Source organism: Yoonia vestfoldensis SKA53, assembly GCF_000152785.1.
In the GTDB taxonomy this organism is placed as follows: Bacteria; Pseudomonadota; Alphaproteobacteria; order Rhodobacterales; family Rhodobacteraceae; genus Yoonia; species Yoonia vestfoldensis_A.
Genome location: NZ_CH672414.1, coordinates 2,884,761 through 2,905,723 on the forward strand (window position 1 = coordinate 2,884,761; position 20,963 = coordinate 2,905,723).

The following is a 20,963-nucleotide window of genomic DNA, read 5'->3' on the forward strand; positions in this document are numbered from 1 at the left end:
TGTTGGCCTTTCAAGGTGCGCAAATATGCGCACCCTACGGGGTGAGAGTGCCGGTTACAAATCCATCAACAAGCGGCGCGGGTCTTCCAGGGCTTCTTTCACGCGCACAAGGAAGGTCACGGCGCCTTTGCCGTCCACGATCCGGTGGTCATAGGACAAAGCCAGATACATCATCGGCCGGATCACGACCTGCCCGTTGATCGCCATCGGGCGGTCCTGGATCTTGTGCATGCCCAGAATACCCGATTGCGGGGGGTTCAGGATCGGCGAGGACATGAGCGAGCCGTAGACACCACCGTTGGAAATGGTGAAGGTGCCGCCCTGCATTTCTGCCATCGACAATTTGCCGTCGCGGGCTTTGGCACCCATTGCGGCAATCGCCTTTTCGATATCGGCAAAGCTCATCTGGTCGGCATCGCGGATCACCGGCACCACAAGACCCGTGGGCGTACCAGCGGCGATCCCCATATGGACGTAGTTTTTATAGACCACGTCAGTGCCGTCGATTTCGGCGTTCACTTCGGGGACTTCGTGCAAGGCGTGGATGCAGGCCTTGGTAAAGAACGACATAAAGCCCAGCTTGACGCCGTGTTTCTTGAAGAACAGGTCCTTGTAGGCGTCGCGCAGTGCCATCACCTCGGTCATGTCGACCTCGTTATAGGTGGTCAGCATGGCGGCGGTGTTCTGGCTGTCTTTCAGGCGCTTGGCGATGGTCTGGCGCAGGCGGGTCATCTTGACGCGCTCTTCGCGGGCCTCGTCGCTGGCCGCCACTGGCGCGCGGGGGGCGGAGGCAGGGGCAGCGGCGTCGGATTTCGCGGTCAGCGCCTTCAGCACATCCTCTTTCATCACGCGGCCATCCTTGCCGGTGCCGGTGACATCGGAAATGCCGCTGTCGGCCATCAGTTTCTTGGCCGATGGGGCATCTTCGGGATCACGCGGTTTCGTCTCTTCCGGGGCGGCATTGGTCTGGGTCGCGGCAGCATCGGGCGCTGGGGCTGCTTTTGGTGCCTCTTTCACGGGGGCAGAGGCGCCTTCGGCGATCTGCGCCAGCAGCGCATCGACGCCAACGGTTTCACCTTCGGCGGCAACGATTTCGGACAGGGTGCCGGCGACGGGGCTTGGCACTTCGACCGTGACCTTGTCGGTTTCCAGTTCGCACAGCATTTCGTCGACGGCGACGGCATCGCCGGGTTTCTTGAACCATGTGGCGACAGTGGCCTCGGTCACGGATTCACCAAGCGTGGGGACGCGGACTTCGGTGCTCATTTCTTTGTTCCTTTGATGGTCAGCGCATCGTCAACCAGCGCTGCTTGTTCTGCTTTATGCTTGCTTGCGAGGCCGGTGGCAGGGCTCGCCGCGGCGGCGCGTCCGGCATAGGTGGGGCGTGCATGTCGCGCTTTGATCCGGGTCAGTACCCATTCAAGGTTGGGTTCCATAAAGGCCCACGCGCCCTGATTTTTCGGTTCTTCCTGACACCAGACCATTTCCGCGTTCTGGAACCGTTCCAGCTCCTTCATCGCGGATTGCGCCGGGAAGGGATAGAATTGTTCGAACCGCAGGATATAGACATCGTCGATCCCGCGTGCATCGCGTTCTTCCAGCAGGTCATAATAGACCTTGCCCGAACACATGACCACGCGCTTGATCTTGTCGTCATCCACCAGCTTGATTTCGGAATTGCCGTATTGCGCATCGTCCCACAGCACGCGGTGGAAGCTGGACCCTGTCGTGAATTCCTCTTTCTTGGACACGGCCAGTTTGTGGCGCAGCAAGGATTTCGGCGTCATCAGGATCAGCGGTTTGCGATAGGTGCGGTGCAGCTGGCGGCGCAGCAGGTGGAAATAATTGGCCGGCGTGGTGCAATTGGCCACGATCCAGTTGTCACCGCCACACATGGTCAGGAACCGTTCCAGACGCGCGCTGGAATGTTCCGGCCCTTGGCCTTCGTACCCATGCGGCAGCAGGCAGACGAGGCCGGACATCCGCAACCATTTGCTTTCGCCCGAGGAGATGAACTGATCGAACATGATCTGCGCACCATTGGCGAAATCGCCGAACTGTGCCTCCCACAGGGTCAGCGCATTGGGTTCGGCCAGCGAATAGCCGTATTCGAACCCCAAAACCGCATATTCCGACAGCATCGAATCGATGACCTCGTAGCGGGCCTGACCTTCGCGGATATTGTTCAGCGGGTAATAGCGGTCTTCGTTTTCCTGGTTGATAAAGGCCGAATGCCGCTGGCTGAACGTGCCGCGCGTGCTGTCCTGACCGGACAGTCGTACGGGAAACCCTTCAAGCACGAGAGAGCCGAACGCCAACGCCTCGCCCGTGGCCCAGTCGATGCCGGTGCCGCTTTCGAACATCTGCACCTTTGCTTCGCGCAAACGGTCGATGGTCTTATGCGTCGGGAAATTATCCGGCACCGTGGTCAGCGCCTTGCCGATTGCCGCAAAGTCGCCATCGGAAATGGCGGTCTTGCCACGCTGGTATTTCTTTTCCTTCATCCGGTCGAGATGCGACCAGCGCCCGTCCAGCCAGTCGGCCTTGTTGGGTTTATAGTTTTTGCCAGCCTCGAATTCCTCGTTCAGATGGGCCTGAAACGCGGCTTTCATATCCTCGATTTCGCCTTCGGGGATCAGGCCGTCCTTGACCAGCCGTTCTGTGTACAGCGTCAGCGTGGTCTTTTGTTTCTTGATTTTTGTGTACATCACCGGGTTGGTGAACATCGGCTCGTCGCCTTCGTTGTGACCAAAGCGGCGGTAGCAGATGATATCCAGCACCACATCCTTGTGGAATTTCTGGCGGAATTCGGTGGCGACGCGTGCGGCATGGACCACAGCCTCTGGATCGTCGCCGTTGACGTGGAAAATCGGGGCTTCGACCATCAGCGCGATATCGGTGGGATAGGGGCTGGACCGGCTGAAATGCGGGGCGGTTGTGAAACCGATCTGGTTATTGACCACGATATGCATCGTACCACCAGTGCGATGCCCGCGCAGACCCGACAGACCAAAGCCTTCGGCGACGACGCCTTGGCCCGCGAAGGCCGCATCACCATGCAGCAGGATCGCCATGACCTTGGTCTTGTCGGTATCGTTCTTTTGGTCCTGCTTGGCGCGGACCTTGCCCAGAACGACGGGGTTCACCGCCTCGAGGTGGCTGGGGTTGGCGGTCAGCGACAAATGGACGGTGTTGTCGTCAAAGCTACGGTCGTTGGAGGCACCAAGGTGGTATTTCACATCACCCGACCCATCGACATCCTCTGGCTTGAACGAGCCGCCCTGAAATTCGTTGAAAATCGCGCGGTAGGGTTTTTGCATCACGTTCGCCAGCACCGACAACCGGCCCCGGTGCGGCATGCCGATCACGATATCTTCCAGCCCCAGCTGGCCGCCGCGCTTGATGATCTGTTCCATCGCAGGGATCAGGCTTTCGCCGCCATCAAGGCCGAACCGCTTGGTCCCCATGTATTTGACATGCAGGAATTTTTCAAAACCTTCCGCCTGCACAAGGCTGTTCAGGATTGCCTTGCGCCCGTTCTGGGTAAAGGTAATTTCCTTGCCATAGCCTTCGATGCGTTCTTTCAGCCAGCCCGCTTCTTCGGGGTTGGAAATATGCATGTATTGCAGCGCGAATGTGCCGCAATAGGTGCGTTTCACGATGGCCATGATCTCGGCCATGGTGGCGACCTCGAGCCCCAGCACGTTGTCGATGAAAATCGGACGGTCCATGTCCTTGGCGGTAAAGCCGTAATTGGCGGGGTCCAGTTCCGGGTGCGGCACGGTTTCGCGCATGCCCAGCGGGTCCAGATCGGCGATCAGGTGGCCGCGAATACGGTAGGCGCGGATGATCATCAACGCGCGCAAGCTGTCCAGCACGGCATTGCGGACCTGTGCTTCGGACAGGCCCACGCCTTTTTCAGCGGCTTTCGCCTTGATCTTGTCGGCGGCGGCGGCAGGTTCTGCTGGCCATTGGCCATCCAAGGCGGCGGTCAGGTCGTCATTGGGCACCGGCGGCCAGTCGCGGCGCGCCCAGGATGGGCCGGCAGCCTCGGCCTGCGCATCGGCGGGAGTGTCGCCAAGGCTGCGGAAAAACGCCTGCCAGCTTTCATCGACCGCCCCCGGATTGTCGGCATAGCGCGCATAAAGCTGTTCGACATAACCCGCGTTATGGCCTTGCAAAAAGCTTGACGCGTGGAAGACATCGTTGGGGGAGTGGTCGTTCATGACTGGGGACCTTTGTTGAATATCGTAGGGCGGGGCTAGCCCCGCCGCTGTTGTGGGTGTCGGGGTGAACCCCGACCTACCCGATGGCTTTCAGCACAGCCTCGCCCAGCGTGGCGGGGCTGTCGGCGACGATGATGCCAGCGGATTTCATTGCCTCGATCTTGCTTTCAGCGTCGCCTTTGCCGCCTGCGACGATCGCACCGGCATGACCCATGCGACGGCCCGGAGGCGCTGTGCGGCCTGCGATGAAACCGGCGGTGGGTTTCCAGCGGCCTTTCTTGCGTTCGTCGGCAAGGAATTGCGCGGCTTCTTCTTCGGCGGACCCGCCGATTTCACCAATCATGATGATCGAATGTGTTTCGTCATCGGCCAGGAACATTTCGAGAATGTCGATATGTTCGGACCCTTTGATCGGATCGCCGCCGATGCCCACGGCGGTGGACTGGCCCAGACCGCTGTCAGATGTCTGTTTCACAGCCTCATAGGTCAACGTGCCAGAGCGTGACACAACACCAACCGACCCGCGCCGGTGGATATGGCCGGGCATGATACCAATCTTGCAGGCGTCGGGCGTGATGACACCGGGGCAGTTCGGCCCGATCAGGCGGGATTTGGACCCTTCCAGCGCGCGCTTGACCTTCATCATGTCCAGCACGGGGATGCCTTCGGTGATGCAGATGATCAGCTCCATTTCAGCGTCGATCGCCTCGAGGATGGAATCAGCCGCAAAGGGTGGCGGTACATAGATCACGGATGCATTGGCTTGGGTGACGTGGCGCGCTTCGTGGACCGAGTTGAAGACGGGCAGGTCAAGATGGGTGCTGCCGCCCTTGCCGGGGGTGACACCGCCGACCATCTTGGTGCCATAGGCGATGGCCTGTTCGGAATGGAACGTGCCTTGCGAACCGGTCAGGCCCTGGCAGATCACGCGGGTATTTTCGTTAACGAGAATGGCCATATGGTGGCTCCTTGGGAAATCTGGGGGGTAAGGTGGGTCTTGACCCACCCTACGGGTTAACCTTTGACGGCTTTCACGATTTTCTGCGCGCCGTCTTTCAGGTCGTCGGCGGCGATCACGTCAAGGCCGGAATTACGGATGATTTCCTTGCCCTTCTCGACGTTGGTGCCCTCAAGCCGGACGACCAGCGGCACTTTCAGCCCGACTTCTTTCACCGCGGCGATGACACCTTCGGCGATGACATCGCAGCGCATGATGCCCCCAAAGATGTTGACCAAGATGCCTTTGACATTGGGGTCAGAGGTGATGATCTTGAACGCTTCGGTCACTTTTTCCTTGGTCGCACCACCGCCCACGTCGAGGAAGTTGGCAGGTTCGGCCCCATAAAGCTTGATGATATCCATCGTCGCCATGGCCAGACCGGCACCGTTGACCATGCAGCCGATTTCGCCATCCAGCGCGATATAGTTCAGGTCGTATTTCGAGGCGGCGAGTTCTTTGGGGTCTTCTTCTGTCTCGTCACGCAATGACGCGATATCGCCGTGGCGGTACATCGCGTTGCCGTCGAACGACACCTTGGCATCCAGCACCTTCAGATCGCCCTTGTCGGTCACGATCAGCGGGTTGATTTCCAGCATCTCCATGTCTTTTTCGGTGAAGGCTTTGTAAAGCTGGCCCATCAAAGTGACGCATTGCTTGATCTGGTTGCCGGTCAGCCCCAGCGTGAACGCCACACGGCGACCGTGAAACGCCTGATAGCCCGTGGCGGGATCAACGCTGAACGACAGGATCTTTTCGGGTGTCGCTGCGGCGACTTCCTCGATGTCCATGCCGCCTTCGGTCGAGACGACGAAACTGATCCGGCTGGTCTGGCGATCCACCAGCAGGGCCAGATACATCTCTGTTTCGATGCCCGAACCATCCTCGATATAGATGCGGTTGACCTGCTTGCCTGCGGGGCCGGTCTGGTGCGTCACCAGCGTGCGGCCCAGCATCTTTTTCGCCTCTTCGGCGGCTTCTTCGACGGACCGGCACAGGCGCACGCCGCCTTTGTCACCGGCGTCAGCCTCTTTGAATTTCCCTTTGCCACGGCCGCCGGCGTGGATCTGTGCCTTGACGACCCACAATGGGCCGTCCAATTCGCCAGCAGCGGTTTTTGCATCTTCTGCGCGGGTGACAGGGCGACCGTCGGAAACCGGCGCGCCGTAGCTGCGCAGTAGGGCTTTGGCCTGATATTCGTGGATATTCATAAGGCATGTCCAATTTGACTTCAGTTGGTACAGCCTAAATCACAACAAATCGTTCTTTTCTAACTGAAAAGCGAGTGGGGCACGGATAATCCGACATTTGTGATCACTTGATTGAAAAGTGTGATCACAAAATACAGACCCCCACGGTTCTCGATGATTTTACGCGATTTGGAAAGATTCGCACCCTTTCGCCAGCGCAACAAAAAAGGGCCGCCAATGGCGGCCCCTGTCATCAGACCCGCATGGCTTAGGCCAGCGTGCCGTCGATACCCTTGCAAGCCTCGACCAGACCTTTGACAGCGTCGACGGATTTGTCGAACATCGCCTGCTCGTCCTTGTTCATCTTGATCTCGACCACGCGTTCGATGCCGCCGGCACCAATCACGGTCGGCACGCCGACATAGAACCCGTTCAGGCCATAAGCGCCATCCACATGCGCGGCACAGGGCAGCACGCGTTTTTGGTCTTTCAGGAAAGCCTCGGCCATTTCGATCGCGGAGGTTGCTGGCGCATAAAACGCCGATCCGGTTTTCAGCAGGCCGACGATTTCGGCACCGCCGTCACGGGTGCGCTGCACGATCGCGTCCAGTTTGTCCTGCGAGGTCCAGCCCATTTCGACCAGATCTGGCAGCGGGATGCCTGCGACGGTGGAATAGCGTGTCAGCGGCACCATCGTGTCGCCATGTCCGCCCAGAACAAAGGCGGTCACATCGCGCATCGACACGTTGAATTCTTCAGCCAGGAAATGGCGAAAGCGCGCCGAATCCAGCACGCCTGCCATGCCGCAGACCATGTGATGTGGCAGGCCGGAAAATTCGCGCAGCGCCCAGACCATCGCATCCAGCGGGTTGGTGATGCAGATCACGAACGCATTCGGCGCGTGCGCGGCAATGCCTTCGCCCACGGATTTCATGACCTTGAGGTTGATCCCCAACAGATCGTCACGCGACATGCCGGGCTTGCGCGGCACACCGGCGGTCACGATGCACACGTCAGCGCCTGCGATATCGGCGTAATCGTTGGTGCCCTTGAAGCTGCCGTCGAATTTCGCGGCGGGGCCGGATTCGGCGATATCAAGCGCCTTGCCTTGCGGGATACCTTCGGAAATGTCGAACAGCACGACATCGCCGAGTTCTTTGACTGCCGCGAGGTGTGCGAGCGTGCCGCCGATCTGTCCGGCGCCGATAAGGGCGATCTTGGGTCTGGCCATGGAAATGGATCCTTTGGTGGTTTGGATTTGGCGCATTGGGTAAGCCTTTGCAGCCGCTCTGGCAAGTGTGCTGCAACGCGGCATCACGGTCGGGGTCATGGCCATCGTCCGGCAAAGCCGCTAATCAGGCCAAACAACAGGCATTTGGGGCAGACGCGTGATCGCATTCGATTGGGTTTTCTTTGCGGTCGGTATCCCCGCGATCATCTTTGGTGGCATCGCCAAGGGTGGTTTCGGCTCTGGGGCGGCCTTTGTCGCGGGGGCGATTCTGGCGCTGGTGGTCCCGCCCGGGCTGGCGCTGGGGATCATCCTGCCCTTGTTCATGCTGGTCGATGCGGCGACGTTGCGCCCCTATTGGGGGCAATGGCACTGGCCGTCCGCCAAGGGGATCATGCAGGGGGCGGTGCCGGGCTGTATCATTGGTGCAATGCTTTATGCGCTGGTCGATGCGGATGTATTCCGCCTGCTGATCGGGGCGATTTGTCTGGCTTTCGCCGCGTTTCAGCTTGCCCGTGCGCTTGGATGGCTGATGGTGCGCCAAATGCCGTTTTCGCGGAACTTTGCGTGGGCGGCGGGGCTGGTCGGCGGTTTCACCAGTTTCATCAGCCATGCAGGCGGCCCGCCCACGGCGATCTTTTTGTTGTCGCAAGGGCTGGGCAAGACCGCGTTTCAGGCGACGACCGTGCTGTCATTCTGGGCGATCAACTGGATGAAAGTCGTCCCTTACGCCTATTTGGGAATTTTCACGCTCGAGACGTTGAAGGCCAGCGCCGTGCTGGCACCATTCGCGCTGATCGGTGCGTGGATCGGGGTCAGGGCGCACAAGTTGGTGCCGGAACGCGCGTTCTTTGCGTTGACCTATGTGCTGTTGGTGGCCACGGGCCTGCGGTTGATCTGGGTCGCGCTGGCCTGATCAGGCGTTGTGCCCAAGCCGTGAAAGAACATCCTGCCAGTCAAAGGCCGCACCAGAGGCGACAAGACAAGCCTGCCCACCCGGCTGGGTGATCGTGATCGTCCAGCTGCCTGTGTCGGAGGCGGCATACACAGCGGTCACAGCACCGTCGGGGCCGGTTGCCACGAACTGCCGCCGTTCACCGTAAACCTGCGCCAGCCGCTGCGCGACGACGGCAGTGTCGGCGCAGGCCAAAGCCTGCGCCTGCGCCGCTCCTAAAAACGCCGCAATGCAACCAAAAAACAAGTAATACCAATACCGCACGATAGTCCGCCTTCTGCCGGATGACCTGTCCTTGCAGGTCTGTTACTGGGGATAGGGCAAACAGGTTAACATCCCGTCACCAGCCATTGCTGCGTCGCGGCAAGAACGGGGTTGAATCATTGGCACGACTCTGGCCATGTTCGCGCAATAATGTTGCGAGGAGGATTCGATGCACACCCGTCCCACACGGTCCGCGCTGTATATTCCGGGATCAAAGGATCGCGCCTTGGACAAGGCTCGCGGATTGCCCGTCGATGTGATCCTGTTCGATCTGGAAGACGCCGTCGCCCCCGATGCCAAGATCGCCGCGCGCGACACGTTGTTCGCCGCATTGGCGGGTGGCGGCTATGGCCCGCGCCAGCGGATCGTGCGGATCAACGGGTTGGATACCCAATGGGGCCGTGCCGATGCTGCTGCCGTCGCCGCGATGGATTGTGACGCGATCCTGTTGCCCAAGGTGAATAGCCCTGATGATGTCGATGCGTTGGCGGCGCTTGTCCCCGACCTGCCGATCTGGGCGATGATGGAAACGCCGCAATCTGTGCTGAACGCGGCCCACATCGCCGCGCATCCGCGCATGGCGGGCTTCGTGATGGGCACCAATGATCTGGCCAAGGATATGGGGTCGCGCGGACGGCCTGCCTTGATGATGGCCTTGCAGATGTGCCTGCTGGCGGCCAAGGCGGCGGGGATCGTGGCGCTGGACGGTGTTTACAACGCCTTTCAAGATGATGACGGGCTGCGCGCGGAATGTGCCGAAGGGCGCGATCTGGGTTTTGACGGCAAGACGCTGATCCATCCCGCGCAGATCGCCATCGCCAATGCCGCCTTTGGCCCGACGATGGATGACATCGCGCTGGCGCATCGCCAGATCGCGGCCTTTGCCGCGGCCGAGGCGCAGGGGCAGGGTGTCGCCGTCGTCGATGGCAAGATCGTCGAGAACTTGCATATCGTCACCGCAAAGGCGACTTTGGCAAAAGCAGAGGCCATCGCCGCATTGGAGAGCGCATGACATTATTGATTCTGGGCCTGGCCCTATGGGCGGGCGCCCATTTGTGGAAACGGCTTGCCCCTGCCAGTCGCGCGGGCATGGGCGACAAGGGCAGGATGATCGTTGCTTTGAGCGCGGTGCTGGGCATCGTGCTGATGGTGATCGGTTATAAGATGGCCGATGGTGCGGTCTATTGGGGCCGGACAGCCGCCATGACGGGCATCAATAACCTGCTGATGCTGTTCGCCTTTTATCTTTATGCGGCGAGCGGAGCGAAAACGCGGATCACGCGGACGATCCGGCATCCACAGCTGACGGCCGTCAAGGTCTGGGCGCTGGCGCATATTCTGGTGAACGGCGATGTGCCGTCTTTCGTGCTGTTTGGCGGCTTGCTGGCTTGGGCCGTGGGCGAGGTGATCGTGATCAACCGCGCCAATCGCGACTGGACACCGCCACCCGTGGTGCCGGTGAAAAAGGAAATCACCGCCATCATAGCGGCAGTGGCCGTTTATGCGATCGCCGCGGCGATCCATGTATGGCTTGGCTATAACCCTTTTGGATGATCCCATGAAAATCTACCGCTTGCTGACCGAAGACGACACATCCGCGTTTTGCCACAAAGTGTCCGAGGCCCTGTCCAAAGGTTGGGAGCTTTATGGCAGCCCGACCTATGCATTCGATCAGGCCAATGGCGTGATGCGCTGCGGACAGGCCGTCACCAAAGAGATCGACACGCCTTACTCGCCCGAAATGAAACTGGGCCAGCAATGACCAAGACAAACGCGGGCCGATTTTTTGAGGATTACGCCCTTGGTGACGTAATCACCCATGCGGTGCCGCGCACGATTTCGGGCGGGGAGCGCGCGCTTTATCACGCGCTTTATCCCGCGCGCCATGCGCTGCATTCATCCGATCTGTTCGCGCAATCCTGCGGTCTGGCGTCCAGCCCGCTGGATGATCTGGTGACGTTCCACACCGTGTTCGGCAAGACCGTGCCGGATGTGTCGCTGAATGCTGTCGCCAATCTGGGCTATGCCGAGGGCCGCTGGATCGCCCCGCTTTGGCCCGGTGATACGGTCACCGCGACATCCGAAGTGATCGGGATCAAGGAAAACTCGAACGGCACGTCGGGCGTGGTCTGGGTCCGCACCACAGGGCGCAACCAGCATGGCGCGGATGTGTTGAGTTATGTGCGCTGGGTCATGGTGCGCAAGCGCGGGTCCGGGCCCGCGCCACGGGCCGTCGTGCCGCAACTCGCGCCGGTTGTCGCCGCATCCGATCTGGTGATCCCCGCAGGGCTGGATTTCACCCGCTACGATTTCACATTGGCCGGAGAGCCGCACCGCTTGGGTGATTATACCGTGGGCGAGGTGATCGACCATGTTGACGCGGTCACGATTGAGGAGGCCGAGCATATGCTGGCCACCCGCCTGTGGCAGAACACCGCCAAGGTGCATTTTGACGCCACCAACCGTGCCGATGGCAAAAGGCTGATCTATGGCGGGCATGTGATGTCGCTGGCGCGGGCCTTGTCGTTCAACGGGCTGGCCAATGCGCAGATCATCGTGGCGCTGAACGGTGGCGCGCATGCAAACCCTTGTTTTGCGGGCGATACGCTGCGTGCCTGGTCCGAAGTGCTGGATGTGGCCGAAACGGCGGCCCCCGGCGTGGGTGCGATCCGGCTGCGGCTGGTGGCGACCACAGGGGCGGCGGGCGTATTGCGTGGCGCCGATGGGAAATATGACGCGCATGTGCTGCTGGACCTGGATTACTGGGCGCTCATGCCGGTTTGACATTGCTTGCACAATGCCAAGCCTCCGGCGGGGATATTTGGGCTTTGAAGATAGTAAAGGTGTGATCACACGCGAAAAATTCGTGATCACAAATCGAAAAAAGTGTCGGATCGCGGCAAATGGCCCACAAAAAGCCCTTGTGCTGCGCGTGACTCTGGCACTGGAATGGTGCAAGTAGGAAGCCAATGCGCTGTCGTGCCGGACAGTGCGCGCCACTGAAGGGAACGACCATGGCCGATGTGAACCGGGGCAATCGCCCGCTTTCACCGCATCTGACGATCTACCGTCCGCAATGGACCTCGATCACCTCTATTCTGGTGCGGATCACCGGCAATGCCCTGCTTGTCGCGGGTTTGCTGATCGTGTGGTGGTTCGTTGCCGCCGCAACCGGACCTGCGGCTTTTGCGCTGGCCGACGGTGTGCTGACCAGCTGGTTTGGCAAATTGGTGATGCTGGGGTCGATCTGGGCGTTGTGGTACCACAGCCTGGGCGGTTTGCGGCATCTGGTCTGGGATTCTGGCCGGATGCTGGACGTGGCCAGTTCGGAACGGGCAGGTCAGGCGATGGTCGCCCTGTCGGTCGTGCTGACGATCATCACCGTCATTATTTTGTAAGGATCGACAGAGATGGCATTTTTGACAGATCGCAAACGCGCGGTGGGCATGGGGTCGGCCAAGTCTGGCACGCATCACCATTGGCAGATGATGGTAACGTCGGTCGCACTTTTGGTGCTGATTCCGTTGTTCGTGTTTACCTTCGGCACGATCCTTGGCGCGCCTTACGCCGAGGTCATCGCTTATTATCAGCGCCCGTTTCCGGCGGTGGTGGCCATTCTGACGATGCTGGTGGGCTTTTTCCATTTTCGTCTGGGTGTCCAAACCGTGATCGAGGATTATGTTCATGGTTTCGCACGCAAGGCGGCGATCATTTTCATGATCTGCCTTTCTTATGCCGCGGCGGGGTTTGCGGTTTTCGCGATCATCCGCATCGCATTGTAATTTTCGGAGCACGACCACATGGCCGCTTATGATTACGAGACACATACCTATGACGCCATCGTCGTAGGGGCCGGGGGCGCGGGTCTGCGCGCCACTTTGGGGCTGGCCGAACAGGGCCTGCGCACCGCCTGCATCACCAAGGTGTTCCCGACACGGTCGCACACCGTTGCAGCCCAAGGCGGCATCGCTGCCAGCCTTGGCAATATGGGCCCTGACAGCTGGCAATGGCACATGTTCGACACTGTCAAAGGGTCGGATTATCTGGGCGACACTGATGCGATGGAATATCTCGCCCGTGAAGCGCCCAAGGCGGTGTACGAGCTGGAACATTACGGCGTGCCGTTTTCGCGCACCGAAGAGGGCAAGATCTATCAGCGGCCCTTTGGTGGCCACACGACCCAGTTCGGTGAAGGCCCCGCCGTGCAGCGCACCTGTGCCGCTGCCGACCGCACCGGCCACGCGATCCTGCACACGCTCTATGGTCAGTCGCTGAAACAGAAGGCCGAGTTCTATATCGAATATTTCGCGCTTGACCTGATCATGTCCGATGACGGCGTCTGTCAGGGCGTGATCGCATGGAAGCTCGACGATGGCACCATGCATGTGTTCAATGCCAAGATGGTTGTGTTGGCGACGGGCGGCTATGGCCGCGCCTATTTCAGCGCCACATCGGCGCATACCTGCACCGGTGACGGTGGCGGCATGGTCGCGCGGCAGGGGCTGGCGTTGCAGGATATGGAATTCGTGCAATTCCACCCGACCGGCATTTACGGCGCGGGTTGCCTGATCACCGAAGGCGCGCGCGGCGAAGGCGGCTATCTGACCAATTCCGAGGGCGAGCGTTTCATGGAACGCTATGCCCCTAATTACAAAGACCTTGCCCCGCGCGATTACGTCAGCCGCTGCATGACGATGGAAATCCGCGAAGGGCGCGGTGTGGGCGCGAATGGCGACCATATCCACCTGAACCTGAACCACCTGCCCAAAGAGGCTTTGGCCGAACGTCTGCCCGGTATTTCCGAAAGCGCCAAGATTTTTGCCGGCGTCGATGTGACCAAGGAACCGATCCCCGTGCTGCCCACCGTGCATTACAACATGGGCGGTATTCCGACGAATTATCATGGCGAGGTGCTGAACCCGACCAAGGATGATCCCACCGCGATCGTGCCCGGCCTGATGGCCGTGGGCGAGGCGGGCTGTGCCTCTGTGCATGGGGCGAACCGGTTGGGGTCGAACAGCCTGATCGACCTTGTGGTCTTTGGCCGTGCCGCCGCGATCCGGGCTGGTCATGTCGTCGACCGCAAGGCGGCCAACCCGACCCTGAACAAGGCGTCTGTCGATGCCAGCTTTGGCCGCTTCGACCAGTTGCGCCATGCCAAGGGCAATGTCGGTACGGCCGAGCTGCGTCTGGAAATGCAGCGCGCCATGCAGGAAGATGCAGCCGTGTTCCGCACCGACAAGACGCTGGCCGAAGGTGTTGCCAAGATGACCGCGATTGCGGGCAAGATGGACGATCTCAAGGTCACTGACAGGTCGTTGGTCTGGAACAGCGACCTGATGGAAACGCTGGAACTGGACAACCTGATGCCCAACGCATTGGCAACCATCGTGGGCGCCGAGGCGCGCAAGGAAAGCCGTGGTGCGCATGCGCACGAGGATTACCCCGACCGCGATGACGCAAAATGGCGTGTTCACACGCTTGCGCATGTCGATGGCGCGAAAACCACGCTGTCGTATCGCCCTGTCATCACCAAGCCGCTGACATCCGAGGCCGAAGGCGGCATCGCCGAAGACCGGATCAAGCCGAAAGTGCGCACTTTCTAATGCGCTGGGCGGCGGGTCTTGTGCTGGGGCTGGCGGCCTGCGGACCGGTATCACCGGAAAGCGCCGCCGATCGCTGCGAAGACCGCGCCCGTGCCGCCCAAGGCCCCGAAGTCGGTGTGACCTTAGGTGCCAACAGCAACAGCGGCCCGTTTGCCAGCGGCAGTATCAGCATCACATCCGACGCAATCCGCGGGCGTGATCCGGTGCAGTTATATGATGAATGCGTGTTCCGGCTGACGGGTGAAATGCCGGTCCGGCCGGTTCGGTTGCGGTGATCATCGCGCGTCAGCGGTGAAAAAGCCCATGGCGTGGTCGATGCGCGCTGTCGTCATGCTGTTACGGGTCCCAGACTGCGAATGGCGGTGGTGAGCGACGCCGCGATCAGCTCACTACGGGTCGATTGTGCGAAATCAAGGCACAGCAGGCGTCTTTGCTGCAATTCTTCATCCGGCATGTCGATCAGCCGCTTCATCATCTGCACCAATGGCTTCGGGCGGTGGCCTTCGTACAGCAGATCATGGTTTTCTGGTGGGGTGATGGCGCGCATTTCTGCGCGGTCGGGGCCGATCACCGGCAGGCCGAAGGTTTGCGCCAGCATGACGCTGCCCGATGTGAAGAAATCACCGAAAGGCGCAAGAAATACCTGCGCTGTGCCAAAGATGTCGGGCACATCAGCATCGGGGATGAACCCGTCCCTGACGCTGACCTGCGGCAGATCAAGCACCGGCTGCATCCGCCGCATCGCGCGGGGCATGGTCTTGCCCGCGATCAAGAGGTCGAAATTTGTCCGATGGCGCGCCAGCCGCGCGATGGTGTCGGGCAGCAGCGCGACCCCCTTGTTGCCGCGCATCGTGCCAAAGAACAAAAACCGGCGGTTGGGCGATGATGGCAGGGGGCGGCCCAAGGTGACCGCGGCCGGTTCATAGGCATCCAGATAGCTGGGATGCGGAATGAGTCTGATCTTTTCGGGGGCCACGCCCCAATCCTCGATCATATGCCGCGCGGCATGTGGGGCATGGACATGCACCAGATCAGCCAGCGCGCAAAGCTGGCCGCGCCCCCAGGCGAAACTTTCCGCATCACGTTCAAAATGGGCGCGTTTGTTGTGGATCGTCCAAAGAATTTTGCCGCCTGCGTTCTTGAACGCCTGCAACCGATCAACCAGTGTTTGTGCGTTAATCCGGTTCGCATCCGGATCGTCATCGCGCCCGAACATCCGGTCATCCCAATGCAGATGCACAACGGGGCTGACCTGCCCTGCGGCATATTGTGCAAGCTGGCCCAGATCCTTGGCGCCCGGCAAAGGGGCATAAGGCCCCGCCGGTCCATAAAGCAGCCGATGATACGGGTTCCCATGCGCATAGGGTATGTTCAAGATGCTGATAATATTAACAAATTCCTAATAAACACACATGGTTGGCCAGCTTTTGTCCCTATCACACCGCGCTGCCGCAACGCGCGACGTTTGTGTCTGATACAATGCTTTGAATACAGTACTTTCGATCCTGCTGGAAAGGTTATATGTCTTGGGTAACACCAGCAAACGACGATGAAGACGCGGATAAAGGTCTGAAAAATGGTACAACTGACACTTCCAAAAAACTCCCGGATGACGACAGGCAAGACCTGGCCAAAGCCCGCGGGCGCGACCAATCTGCGCAAGGTGCAGGTCTATCGCTGGAACCCCGAAGACGGCAAGAATCCGCAGCTGGATACTTATTTCGTTGATATGGACAGTTGCGGGCCGATGGTTTTGGACGCGCTGATCAAGATCAAGAATGAAATCGACCCGACCCTGACATTCCGCCGGTCCTGCCGTGAAGGCATCTGCGGGTCTTGTGCGATGAACATCGACGGGATCAACACGCTGGCCTGTATCTATGGCATGGATGAGATCAAGGGCGATATCAAGATTTACCCCCTCCCGCATATGCCCGTGATCAAGGATTTGATTCCTGATCTGACGCATTTTTATGCCCAGCATGCCAGCATCATGCCCTGGCTGGAAACAAAGTCGAACACCCCTGCCAAGGAATGGAAACAATCGGTCGATGACCGCAAAAAGCTGGATGGTCTTTACGAATGCGTCATGTGCGCCTGCTGTTCGACATCCTGCCCGTCGTACTGGTGGAACGGTGATCGCTATCTGGGGCCAGCCGCGCTGTTGCACGCCTATCGCTGGATCGTGGACAGCCGTGACGAGGCCACGGGCGAGCGGCTGGATGAATTGGAAGATCCGTTCAAGCTCTATCGTTGTCACACGATCATGAACTGCGCCAAGACCTGCCCCAAGGGGTTGAACCCGGCCAAGGCCATCGCCAGCATCAAGGGCATGATGGTGGAGCGGGTGGTCTAAAAACTTTTATGCGCGCCGCGCGGGGATATTTAGGCTCGAACGATGATGAATATTCCCGATGATGCCGATGCGCGGCGCGCCGTCACACCGGTGATCTGCTATCCCACCGATAGCTTGCCACGCCCTGATATGACCGTTTTGCAGGCGGCTGCGGCGGCGGCCCAAGGGGTGGAGCGTGTTGTGGTTGCCCCGCGCGATGCGGCTGCGATCCGCGTGCCTGCGGGGTCTGTGTTGCGGATTTCTGCGCTGGATGGGCCGCAGGTCGGTGATCTGAACCTTTTTGCTGCGGATAACCTCGATGAGCGGTTCTACTCTGGCAAGACCCGCGCGTTGCATGGCACCCATGTCACAACCGGCGACAGGCTGTGGTCGTCGTTTCCCTATCTGCGCCCGATGGCGACCATCGTGGCCGATACGCTTGGCTGGTACGGGATCGACCAGTTTGGCGGGTCGGTGCATGATGTGATCGGCACGCGCTGCGATCCTTATACGGGGCGATTGCTGGCGGGGGTGGATTACCACCAATGCTGTCATTCCAACCTGACCCGCGCCTTGGCCGATGCGGCGCAATTGCCCTTGGCGCAGGCGGAACGCCATGTGCATGACGTGCTGAATGTCTTTATGTGTACCGGTTTCACCCGTGACACCGGCCAGTATTTCATGAAGGCCAGCCCGGTGCGCCCGGGAGATTATATTGATCTGTTTGCGGAAATTGACCTGCTGGCGGTGCTGAGCGCCTGTCCGGGCGGCGATTGCAGTGCCGAACATTCATCCGATACCGCGGCCTGCTATCCTTTGGTCATGGAACGGCGGGTGCCACAGGCGGGTGATCTGGACGGATGGGTGCCGCCTGCGGTCAACGCCTATGACAGATCGCACGGCCGCTAGGCAAAGGCTGCTTGCAAGGCGATTTCCACCATGTCGCCAAAGCTGCGTTCACGGTCTTCGGCGGGCAGGGCTTCGTGCGTGATCAGGTGGTCGCTGACCGTCAGAACCGCCAGCGCGCGCCGTTTGTACCGCGCGGCGAGGATATAAAGCTCGGCGGCTTCCATTTCGACGGCGAGGATGCCGTGGCGCATCATCTGATCGTTCAGGTCGGCCCGTTCGTCATAGAAGACATCAGATGAATAGATGCCGCCGACATGGGTGGTCGTGCCTTTGGCCAGTGCCGCGTGATGTGCCGCCGCCAGCAGCCCGAAATCGGCGCAGGGTGCGAAATTCAGATCCTTGAATATCCCGCGCGAGGGTGTTGACAGCGTCGTCGCCGTCATGGCGAGGATCACGTCGCGGATGCCGACATGGTCCTGCATGCCGCCACACGACCCGATCCGTATCAGGGTTTGCGCATCGTAATCGCGGATCAGTTCATTTGCGTAGATCGACAGCGAGGGCATGCCCATCCCCGACCCCTGGATCGTGACCGGATGACCGTGCCATGTGCCGGTAAATCCCAGCATGCCGCGCACCTGGTTGATGCAGCGCGCATCGTCGAGAAAGGTTTCAGCAGCCCATTTCGCGCGGTAAGGGTCGCCCGGCATCAGCACGGTCGGGGCGATGTCGTCTTTTGCTGCACCGATATGTATTGTCATCTATCTCTCCTGTCATGATAGGAAAGCTAGCCTGCCGCGCAGGCGAGCGGGAGAGGGCAAAACCCTTTCCCGCGTTTATTGGTCAGATTTCCATCGCTTCGGGCGAGGTGCCGTTGGACAATGCGTCCTTGAACCAAGCAGGCTGGCGGCCTTTGCCGGTCCAGGTCTGGCTGATATCGGTGGGGTTGCGGTATTTCGCAGGCGCCGAAGATTTTGGCCCGGTCTTGCCTTTGCGCGGGGCCATGCCGGTGATTTCTGCCAGCGAAAAGCCATGGTCCGCGGCGGCCTTTTCGGCGGCGGCGAGCGCGGCTTTCCTGTCTTTTTCTGCCACGTCAACCATGGCCTTTTCGACTTGCCGCTTCAACGTTTCGAGTTCGCTGCGCGTCATGGAGGAAAGGTCTTTGTTCATCGATGCAAATCCATTTGGGTGTCTGATCGGCATTGCATATCAGGATTACTATCGAAAGAAAATAAAAACAACTTTTGTATATTCAAAAGGATATGATCATTCCGCTGCGGTAGCGCGGGGGTCTGCCAATGCGATGATGTCTGCCATAATCTTGTTCAGTTGGAAATCTTTTGGCGTATAGACTTTTGCGACTCCCATTGCGCGCAATGCAATTGCATCTTCGTCGGGGATGATGCCGCCTGCAACCACAGGTATATTTCCCAGCCCTGCGGCGTATAATTTCGTCATGACGTCGCGGACCAGCGGCACATGCGACCCTGACAGGATCGACAGACCGATGACATCGGCCCCGTTGGCGCGGGCCGAGGCGATGATTTCATCTGGCGTCAGGCGGATACCTTCATAGGCGATGTCCATCCCGCAATCGCGCGCGCGCGCGGCGATCTGTTCAGCCCCGTTTGAATGTCCGTCAAGTCCCGGTTTTCCCATCATGAATTTTAACCGTCGCCCCAGCGCCGTACTGACCTGATTGACCTGTTCGCGCAGATCGTCCAGCCCTTCGGTTCGGTTGGACGGGTTGGTGCTGACCCCTGTGGGCGCGCGGTATTGGCCGAAAACGGCGCGGATCACGTCGGACCATTCGCCGGTGGTGACGCCTGCGCGCGCACAGGCGATCGACGGGATCATGATATTGGTGTCGCTGCTGGCCGCGGCGCGCAGGGCGGTCAGGGCTGCGCGCACCTGCTGCGGATCGCGGGCGGTCTTCCACGCGGCCAGTCGGTGCAACTGGTCGGCTTCGGCCTTGGGGTCGGCGACCATCACCGCGTCGTCACCCGCTGTCAGCGGCGAAGGCTCGCCGGCCTGCCATTTGTTCACCCCAACGACTGTGGTGCTGCCGGTTTCAATCCCGGTGATTCGCGCAGCATTGCTTTCGACCAGACGCGATTTCATATAGCCGATGGCCTTGACCGCCCCGCCCATGCCGTCGATCTGCGCCAATTCGGCACGCGCGCCGTCTTTTAATGCGCTGACCTTGCGATCGATGGCCGGATTGCCATCGAACAGATCGTCGAATTCCAGCAGGTCGGTTTCATAGGCCAGAATTTGCTGCATCCGCAAAGACCATTGCTGGTCCCAAGGGCGCGGCAGGCCCAGGGCTTCGTTCCAGGCGGGCAATTGCACGGCGCGGGCGCGGGCGTTTTTCGACAGGGTCACCGCAAGCGTTTCCAGCAAAATCCGATAGACGTTGTTTTCAGGCTGTTGTTCAGTCAACCCTAGGGAGTTTACTTGCACACCATAGCGGAAACGGCGGTATTTGGCATCCTCGACCCCGTAACGCGTGGCGCAGATTTCATCCCATAATTCGACAAAGGCGCGCATCTTGCACAATTCGGTCACAAACCGGATTCCGGCATTCACGAAAAATGAAATGCGCCCGACCATTTCGGGGAAATGTTCCGCAGCCACCTTGCCGCGCAGATCGTCCAGCACGGCGGTCGCGGTTGCCAGTGCAAAAGCCAGTTCTTCCTCGGGCGTCGCCCCCGCCTCTTGCAGATGATAGGAACAGACATTCATCGGGTTCCATTTCGGCAGATGTTCGCGGGTATAGGCTGCGATATCGGTGATCATCCGCAGGCTGGGTTCGGGCGGGCAGATATAGGTGCCGCGCGACAGATATTCCTTGATGATGTCGTTCTGCACGGTGCCTTGCAGCGCGCTGATATCGGCGCCCTGTTCCTCGGCCACGGCGATGTACAGCGCCAGCAGCCACGGGGCTGTCGCGTTGATTGTCATTGATGTGTTCATCTGGTCCAGCGGGATATCGGCAAACAGCATCCGCATATCGCCCAGATGCGCCACTGGCACGCCGACCTTGCCCACCTCGCCCTTGGCCAGAATGTGGTCGCTGTCATAGCCGGTCTGGGTGGGCAGATCAAAGGCGACCGAGAGGCCCGTCTGCCCCTTGGCCAGATTACCACGATAGAGCGCGTTCGACGCCGCAGCGGTCGAATGGCCCGCATAGGTGCGGAACAGCCAGGGGCGGTCTTTTTGCATCTGCGACATCGGGCGTCTCTCCTGAATCAAGTTGCGTAATTTAATTGCGCTTTGGGCCATTTATCGGACATTTTGTGGCGCTGTCAAT

General features: G+C 59.9%; 21 protein-coding genes. 11 read left to right on the forward strand and 10 right to left on the reverse strand.

What is annotated here, in order from left to right; translation table 11 throughout:
* Nucleotides 1-54: 54 nt before the first annotated feature.
* The 5 genes from odhB to mdh form a co-directional block, all read right to left on the reverse strand.
* A complete protein-coding gene (gene odhB, locus SKA53_RS14080; RefSeq protein ID WP_007206842.1) occupies nt 55-1,266 on the reverse strand; it encodes a 2-oxoglutarate dehydrogenase complex dihydrolipoyllysine-residue succinyltransferase in 1,212 nt (403 codons plus the stop codon).
* Entirely contained in the window at nt 1,263-4,226 is a 2,964-nt protein-coding gene (locus tag SKA53_RS14085; protein ID WP_007206843.1) for a 2-oxoglutarate dehydrogenase E1 component, read from the reverse strand. Before SKA53_RS14085 ends, odhB begins: the two co-directional genes overlap by 4 nt.
* Before the next feature lie 76 nt (nt 4,227-4,302).
* Nucleotides 4,303-5,184, reverse strand: coding sequence for a succinate--CoA ligase subunit alpha (gene sucD, locus SKA53_RS14090; RefSeq protein WP_007206844.1), 882 nt, complete (start codon nt 5,182-5,184; stop codon nt 4,303-4,305).
* Nucleotides 5,185-5,240: 56 nt separating this feature from the next.
* Nucleotides 5,241-6,434: an ADP-forming succinate--CoA ligase subunit beta gene (gene sucC, locus SKA53_RS14095; protein WP_007206845.1), complete on the reverse strand. Its 1,194-nt coding sequence runs from the start codon at nt 6,432-6,434 to the stop codon at nt 5,241-5,243.
* Nucleotides 6,435-6,681: 247 nt separating this feature from the next.
* Nucleotides 6,682-7,644 carry a malate dehydrogenase gene (mdh, locus tag SKA53_RS14100; RefSeq protein WP_007206847.1) on the reverse strand — a complete coding sequence of 321 codons (963 nt, stop codon included), beginning with the start codon at nt 7,642-7,644 and terminating at the stop codon, nt 6,682-6,684.
* A 157-nt stretch (nt 7,645-7,801) separates the two neighbouring features.
* On the opposite strand from mdh, the gene SKA53_RS14105 reads away from it, so the two are divergent.
* Nucleotides 7,802-8,557 carry a sulfite exporter TauE/SafE family protein gene (locus SKA53_RS14105; protein ID WP_007206848.1) on the forward strand — a complete coding sequence of 252 codons (756 nt, stop codon included), beginning with the start codon at nt 7,802-7,804 and terminating at the stop codon, nt 8,555-8,557.
* Here SKA53_RS14105 and SKA53_RS14110 read toward each other — a convergent pair whose 3' ends face one another.
* On the reverse strand, nt 8,558-8,860 hold the full coding sequence (locus tag SKA53_RS14110) for a hypothetical protein (RefSeq protein ID WP_242601276.1): 303 nt from the start codon (nt 8,858-8,860) through the stop codon (nt 8,558-8,560). It abuts the gene before it with no gap.
* A 169-nt stretch (nt 8,861-9,029) separates the two neighbouring features.
* On the opposite strand from SKA53_RS14110, the gene SKA53_RS14115 reads away from it, so the two are divergent.
* From SKA53_RS14115 to SKA53_RS14150, 8 genes are all read left to right on the forward strand, one after another.
* Nucleotides 9,030-9,872 (forward strand): HpcH/HpaI aldolase/citrate lyase family protein, encoded by an 843-nt coding sequence (locus SKA53_RS14115; protein WP_007206850.1) that lies wholly within the window; start codon nt 9,030-9,032, stop codon nt 9,870-9,872.
* Nucleotides 9,869-10,414 carry an NnrU family protein gene (locus SKA53_RS14120; RefSeq protein ID WP_007206851.1) on the forward strand — a complete coding sequence of 182 codons (546 nt, stop codon included), beginning with the start codon at nt 9,869-9,871 and terminating at the stop codon, nt 10,412-10,414. The genes SKA53_RS14115 and SKA53_RS14120 overlap by 4 nt, the downstream gene beginning before the upstream one ends.
* Before the next feature lie 4 nt (nt 10,415-10,418).
* Nucleotides 10,419-10,622, forward strand: a complete 204-nt coding sequence (locus SKA53_RS14125; RefSeq protein ID WP_007206852.1) for a DUF1737 domain-containing protein — start codon at nt 10,419-10,421, stop codon at nt 10,620-10,622.
* A complete protein-coding gene (locus tag SKA53_RS14130) occupies nt 10,619-11,644 on the forward strand; it encodes a MaoC family dehydratase (protein ID WP_007206853.1) in 1,026 nt (341 codons plus the stop codon). The genes SKA53_RS14125 and SKA53_RS14130 overlap by 4 nt, the downstream gene beginning before the upstream one ends.
* Before the next feature lie 230 nt (nt 11,645-11,874).
* A complete protein-coding gene (sdhC, locus tag SKA53_RS14135) occupies nt 11,875-12,258 on the forward strand; it encodes a succinate dehydrogenase, cytochrome b556 subunit (protein ID WP_007206854.1) in 384 nt (127 codons plus the stop codon).
* Nucleotides 12,259-12,270: 12 nt separating this feature from the next.
* On the forward strand, nt 12,271-12,642 hold the full coding sequence (sdhD, locus tag SKA53_RS14140; protein ID WP_007206855.1) for a succinate dehydrogenase, hydrophobic membrane anchor protein: 372 nt from the start codon (nt 12,271-12,273) through the stop codon (nt 12,640-12,642).
* Nucleotides 12,643-12,660: 18 nt separating this feature from the next.
* Entirely contained in the window at nt 12,661-14,466 is a 1,806-nt protein-coding gene (sdhA, locus tag SKA53_RS14145) for a succinate dehydrogenase flavoprotein subunit (protein ID WP_007206856.1), read from the forward strand.
* Nucleotides 14,466-14,741, forward strand: coding sequence for a hypothetical protein (locus SKA53_RS14150; RefSeq protein ID WP_007206857.1), 276 nt, complete (start codon nt 14,466-14,468; stop codon nt 14,739-14,741). Before sdhA ends, SKA53_RS14150 begins: the two co-directional genes overlap by 1 nt.
* A gap of 53 nt (nt 14,742-14,794) precedes the next feature.
* On the opposite strand, the gene SKA53_RS14155 is transcribed toward SKA53_RS14150, so the two are convergent.
* A complete protein-coding gene (locus tag SKA53_RS14155; protein ID WP_007206858.1) occupies nt 14,795-15,841 on the reverse strand; it encodes a glycosyltransferase family 4 protein in 1,047 nt (348 codons plus the stop codon).
* 201 nt (nt 15,842-16,042) lie between these two features.
* On the opposite strand from SKA53_RS14155, the gene SKA53_RS14160 reads away from it, so the two are divergent.
* Together SKA53_RS14160 and SKA53_RS14165 are read left to right on the forward strand one after the other, a co-directional pair.
* On the forward strand, nt 16,043-16,822 hold the full coding sequence (locus SKA53_RS14160; protein WP_007206859.1) for a succinate dehydrogenase iron-sulfur subunit: 780 nt from the start codon (nt 16,043-16,045) through the stop codon (nt 16,820-16,822).
* A gap of 42 nt (nt 16,823-16,864) precedes the next feature.
* On the forward strand, nt 16,865-17,710 hold the full coding sequence (locus tag SKA53_RS14165; protein ID WP_007206860.1) for an urea carboxylase-associated family protein: 846 nt from the start codon (nt 16,865-16,867) through the stop codon (nt 17,708-17,710).
* Here SKA53_RS14165 and deoD read toward each other — a convergent pair.
* From deoD to SKA53_RS14180, 3 genes are all read right to left on the reverse strand, one after another.
* Nucleotides 17,707-18,411 carry a purine-nucleoside phosphorylase gene (gene deoD, locus SKA53_RS14170; RefSeq protein WP_007206861.1) on the reverse strand — a complete coding sequence of 235 codons (705 nt, stop codon included), beginning with the start codon at nt 18,409-18,411 and terminating at the stop codon, nt 17,707-17,709. The genes SKA53_RS14165 and deoD overlap by 4 nt on opposite strands.
* Before the next feature lie 82 nt (nt 18,412-18,493).
* Nucleotides 18,494-18,820: an H-NS family nucleoid-associated regulatory protein gene (locus tag SKA53_RS14175; protein WP_040483011.1), complete on the reverse strand. Its 327-nt coding sequence runs from the start codon at nt 18,818-18,820 to the stop codon at nt 18,494-18,496.
* A gap of 96 nt (nt 18,821-18,916) precedes the next feature.
* A complete protein-coding gene (locus tag SKA53_RS14180) occupies nt 18,917-20,884 on the reverse strand; it encodes a protein meaA (protein WP_007206863.1) in 1,968 nt (655 codons plus the stop codon).
* Between the last annotated feature and the right edge of the window lie 79 nt (nt 20,885-20,963).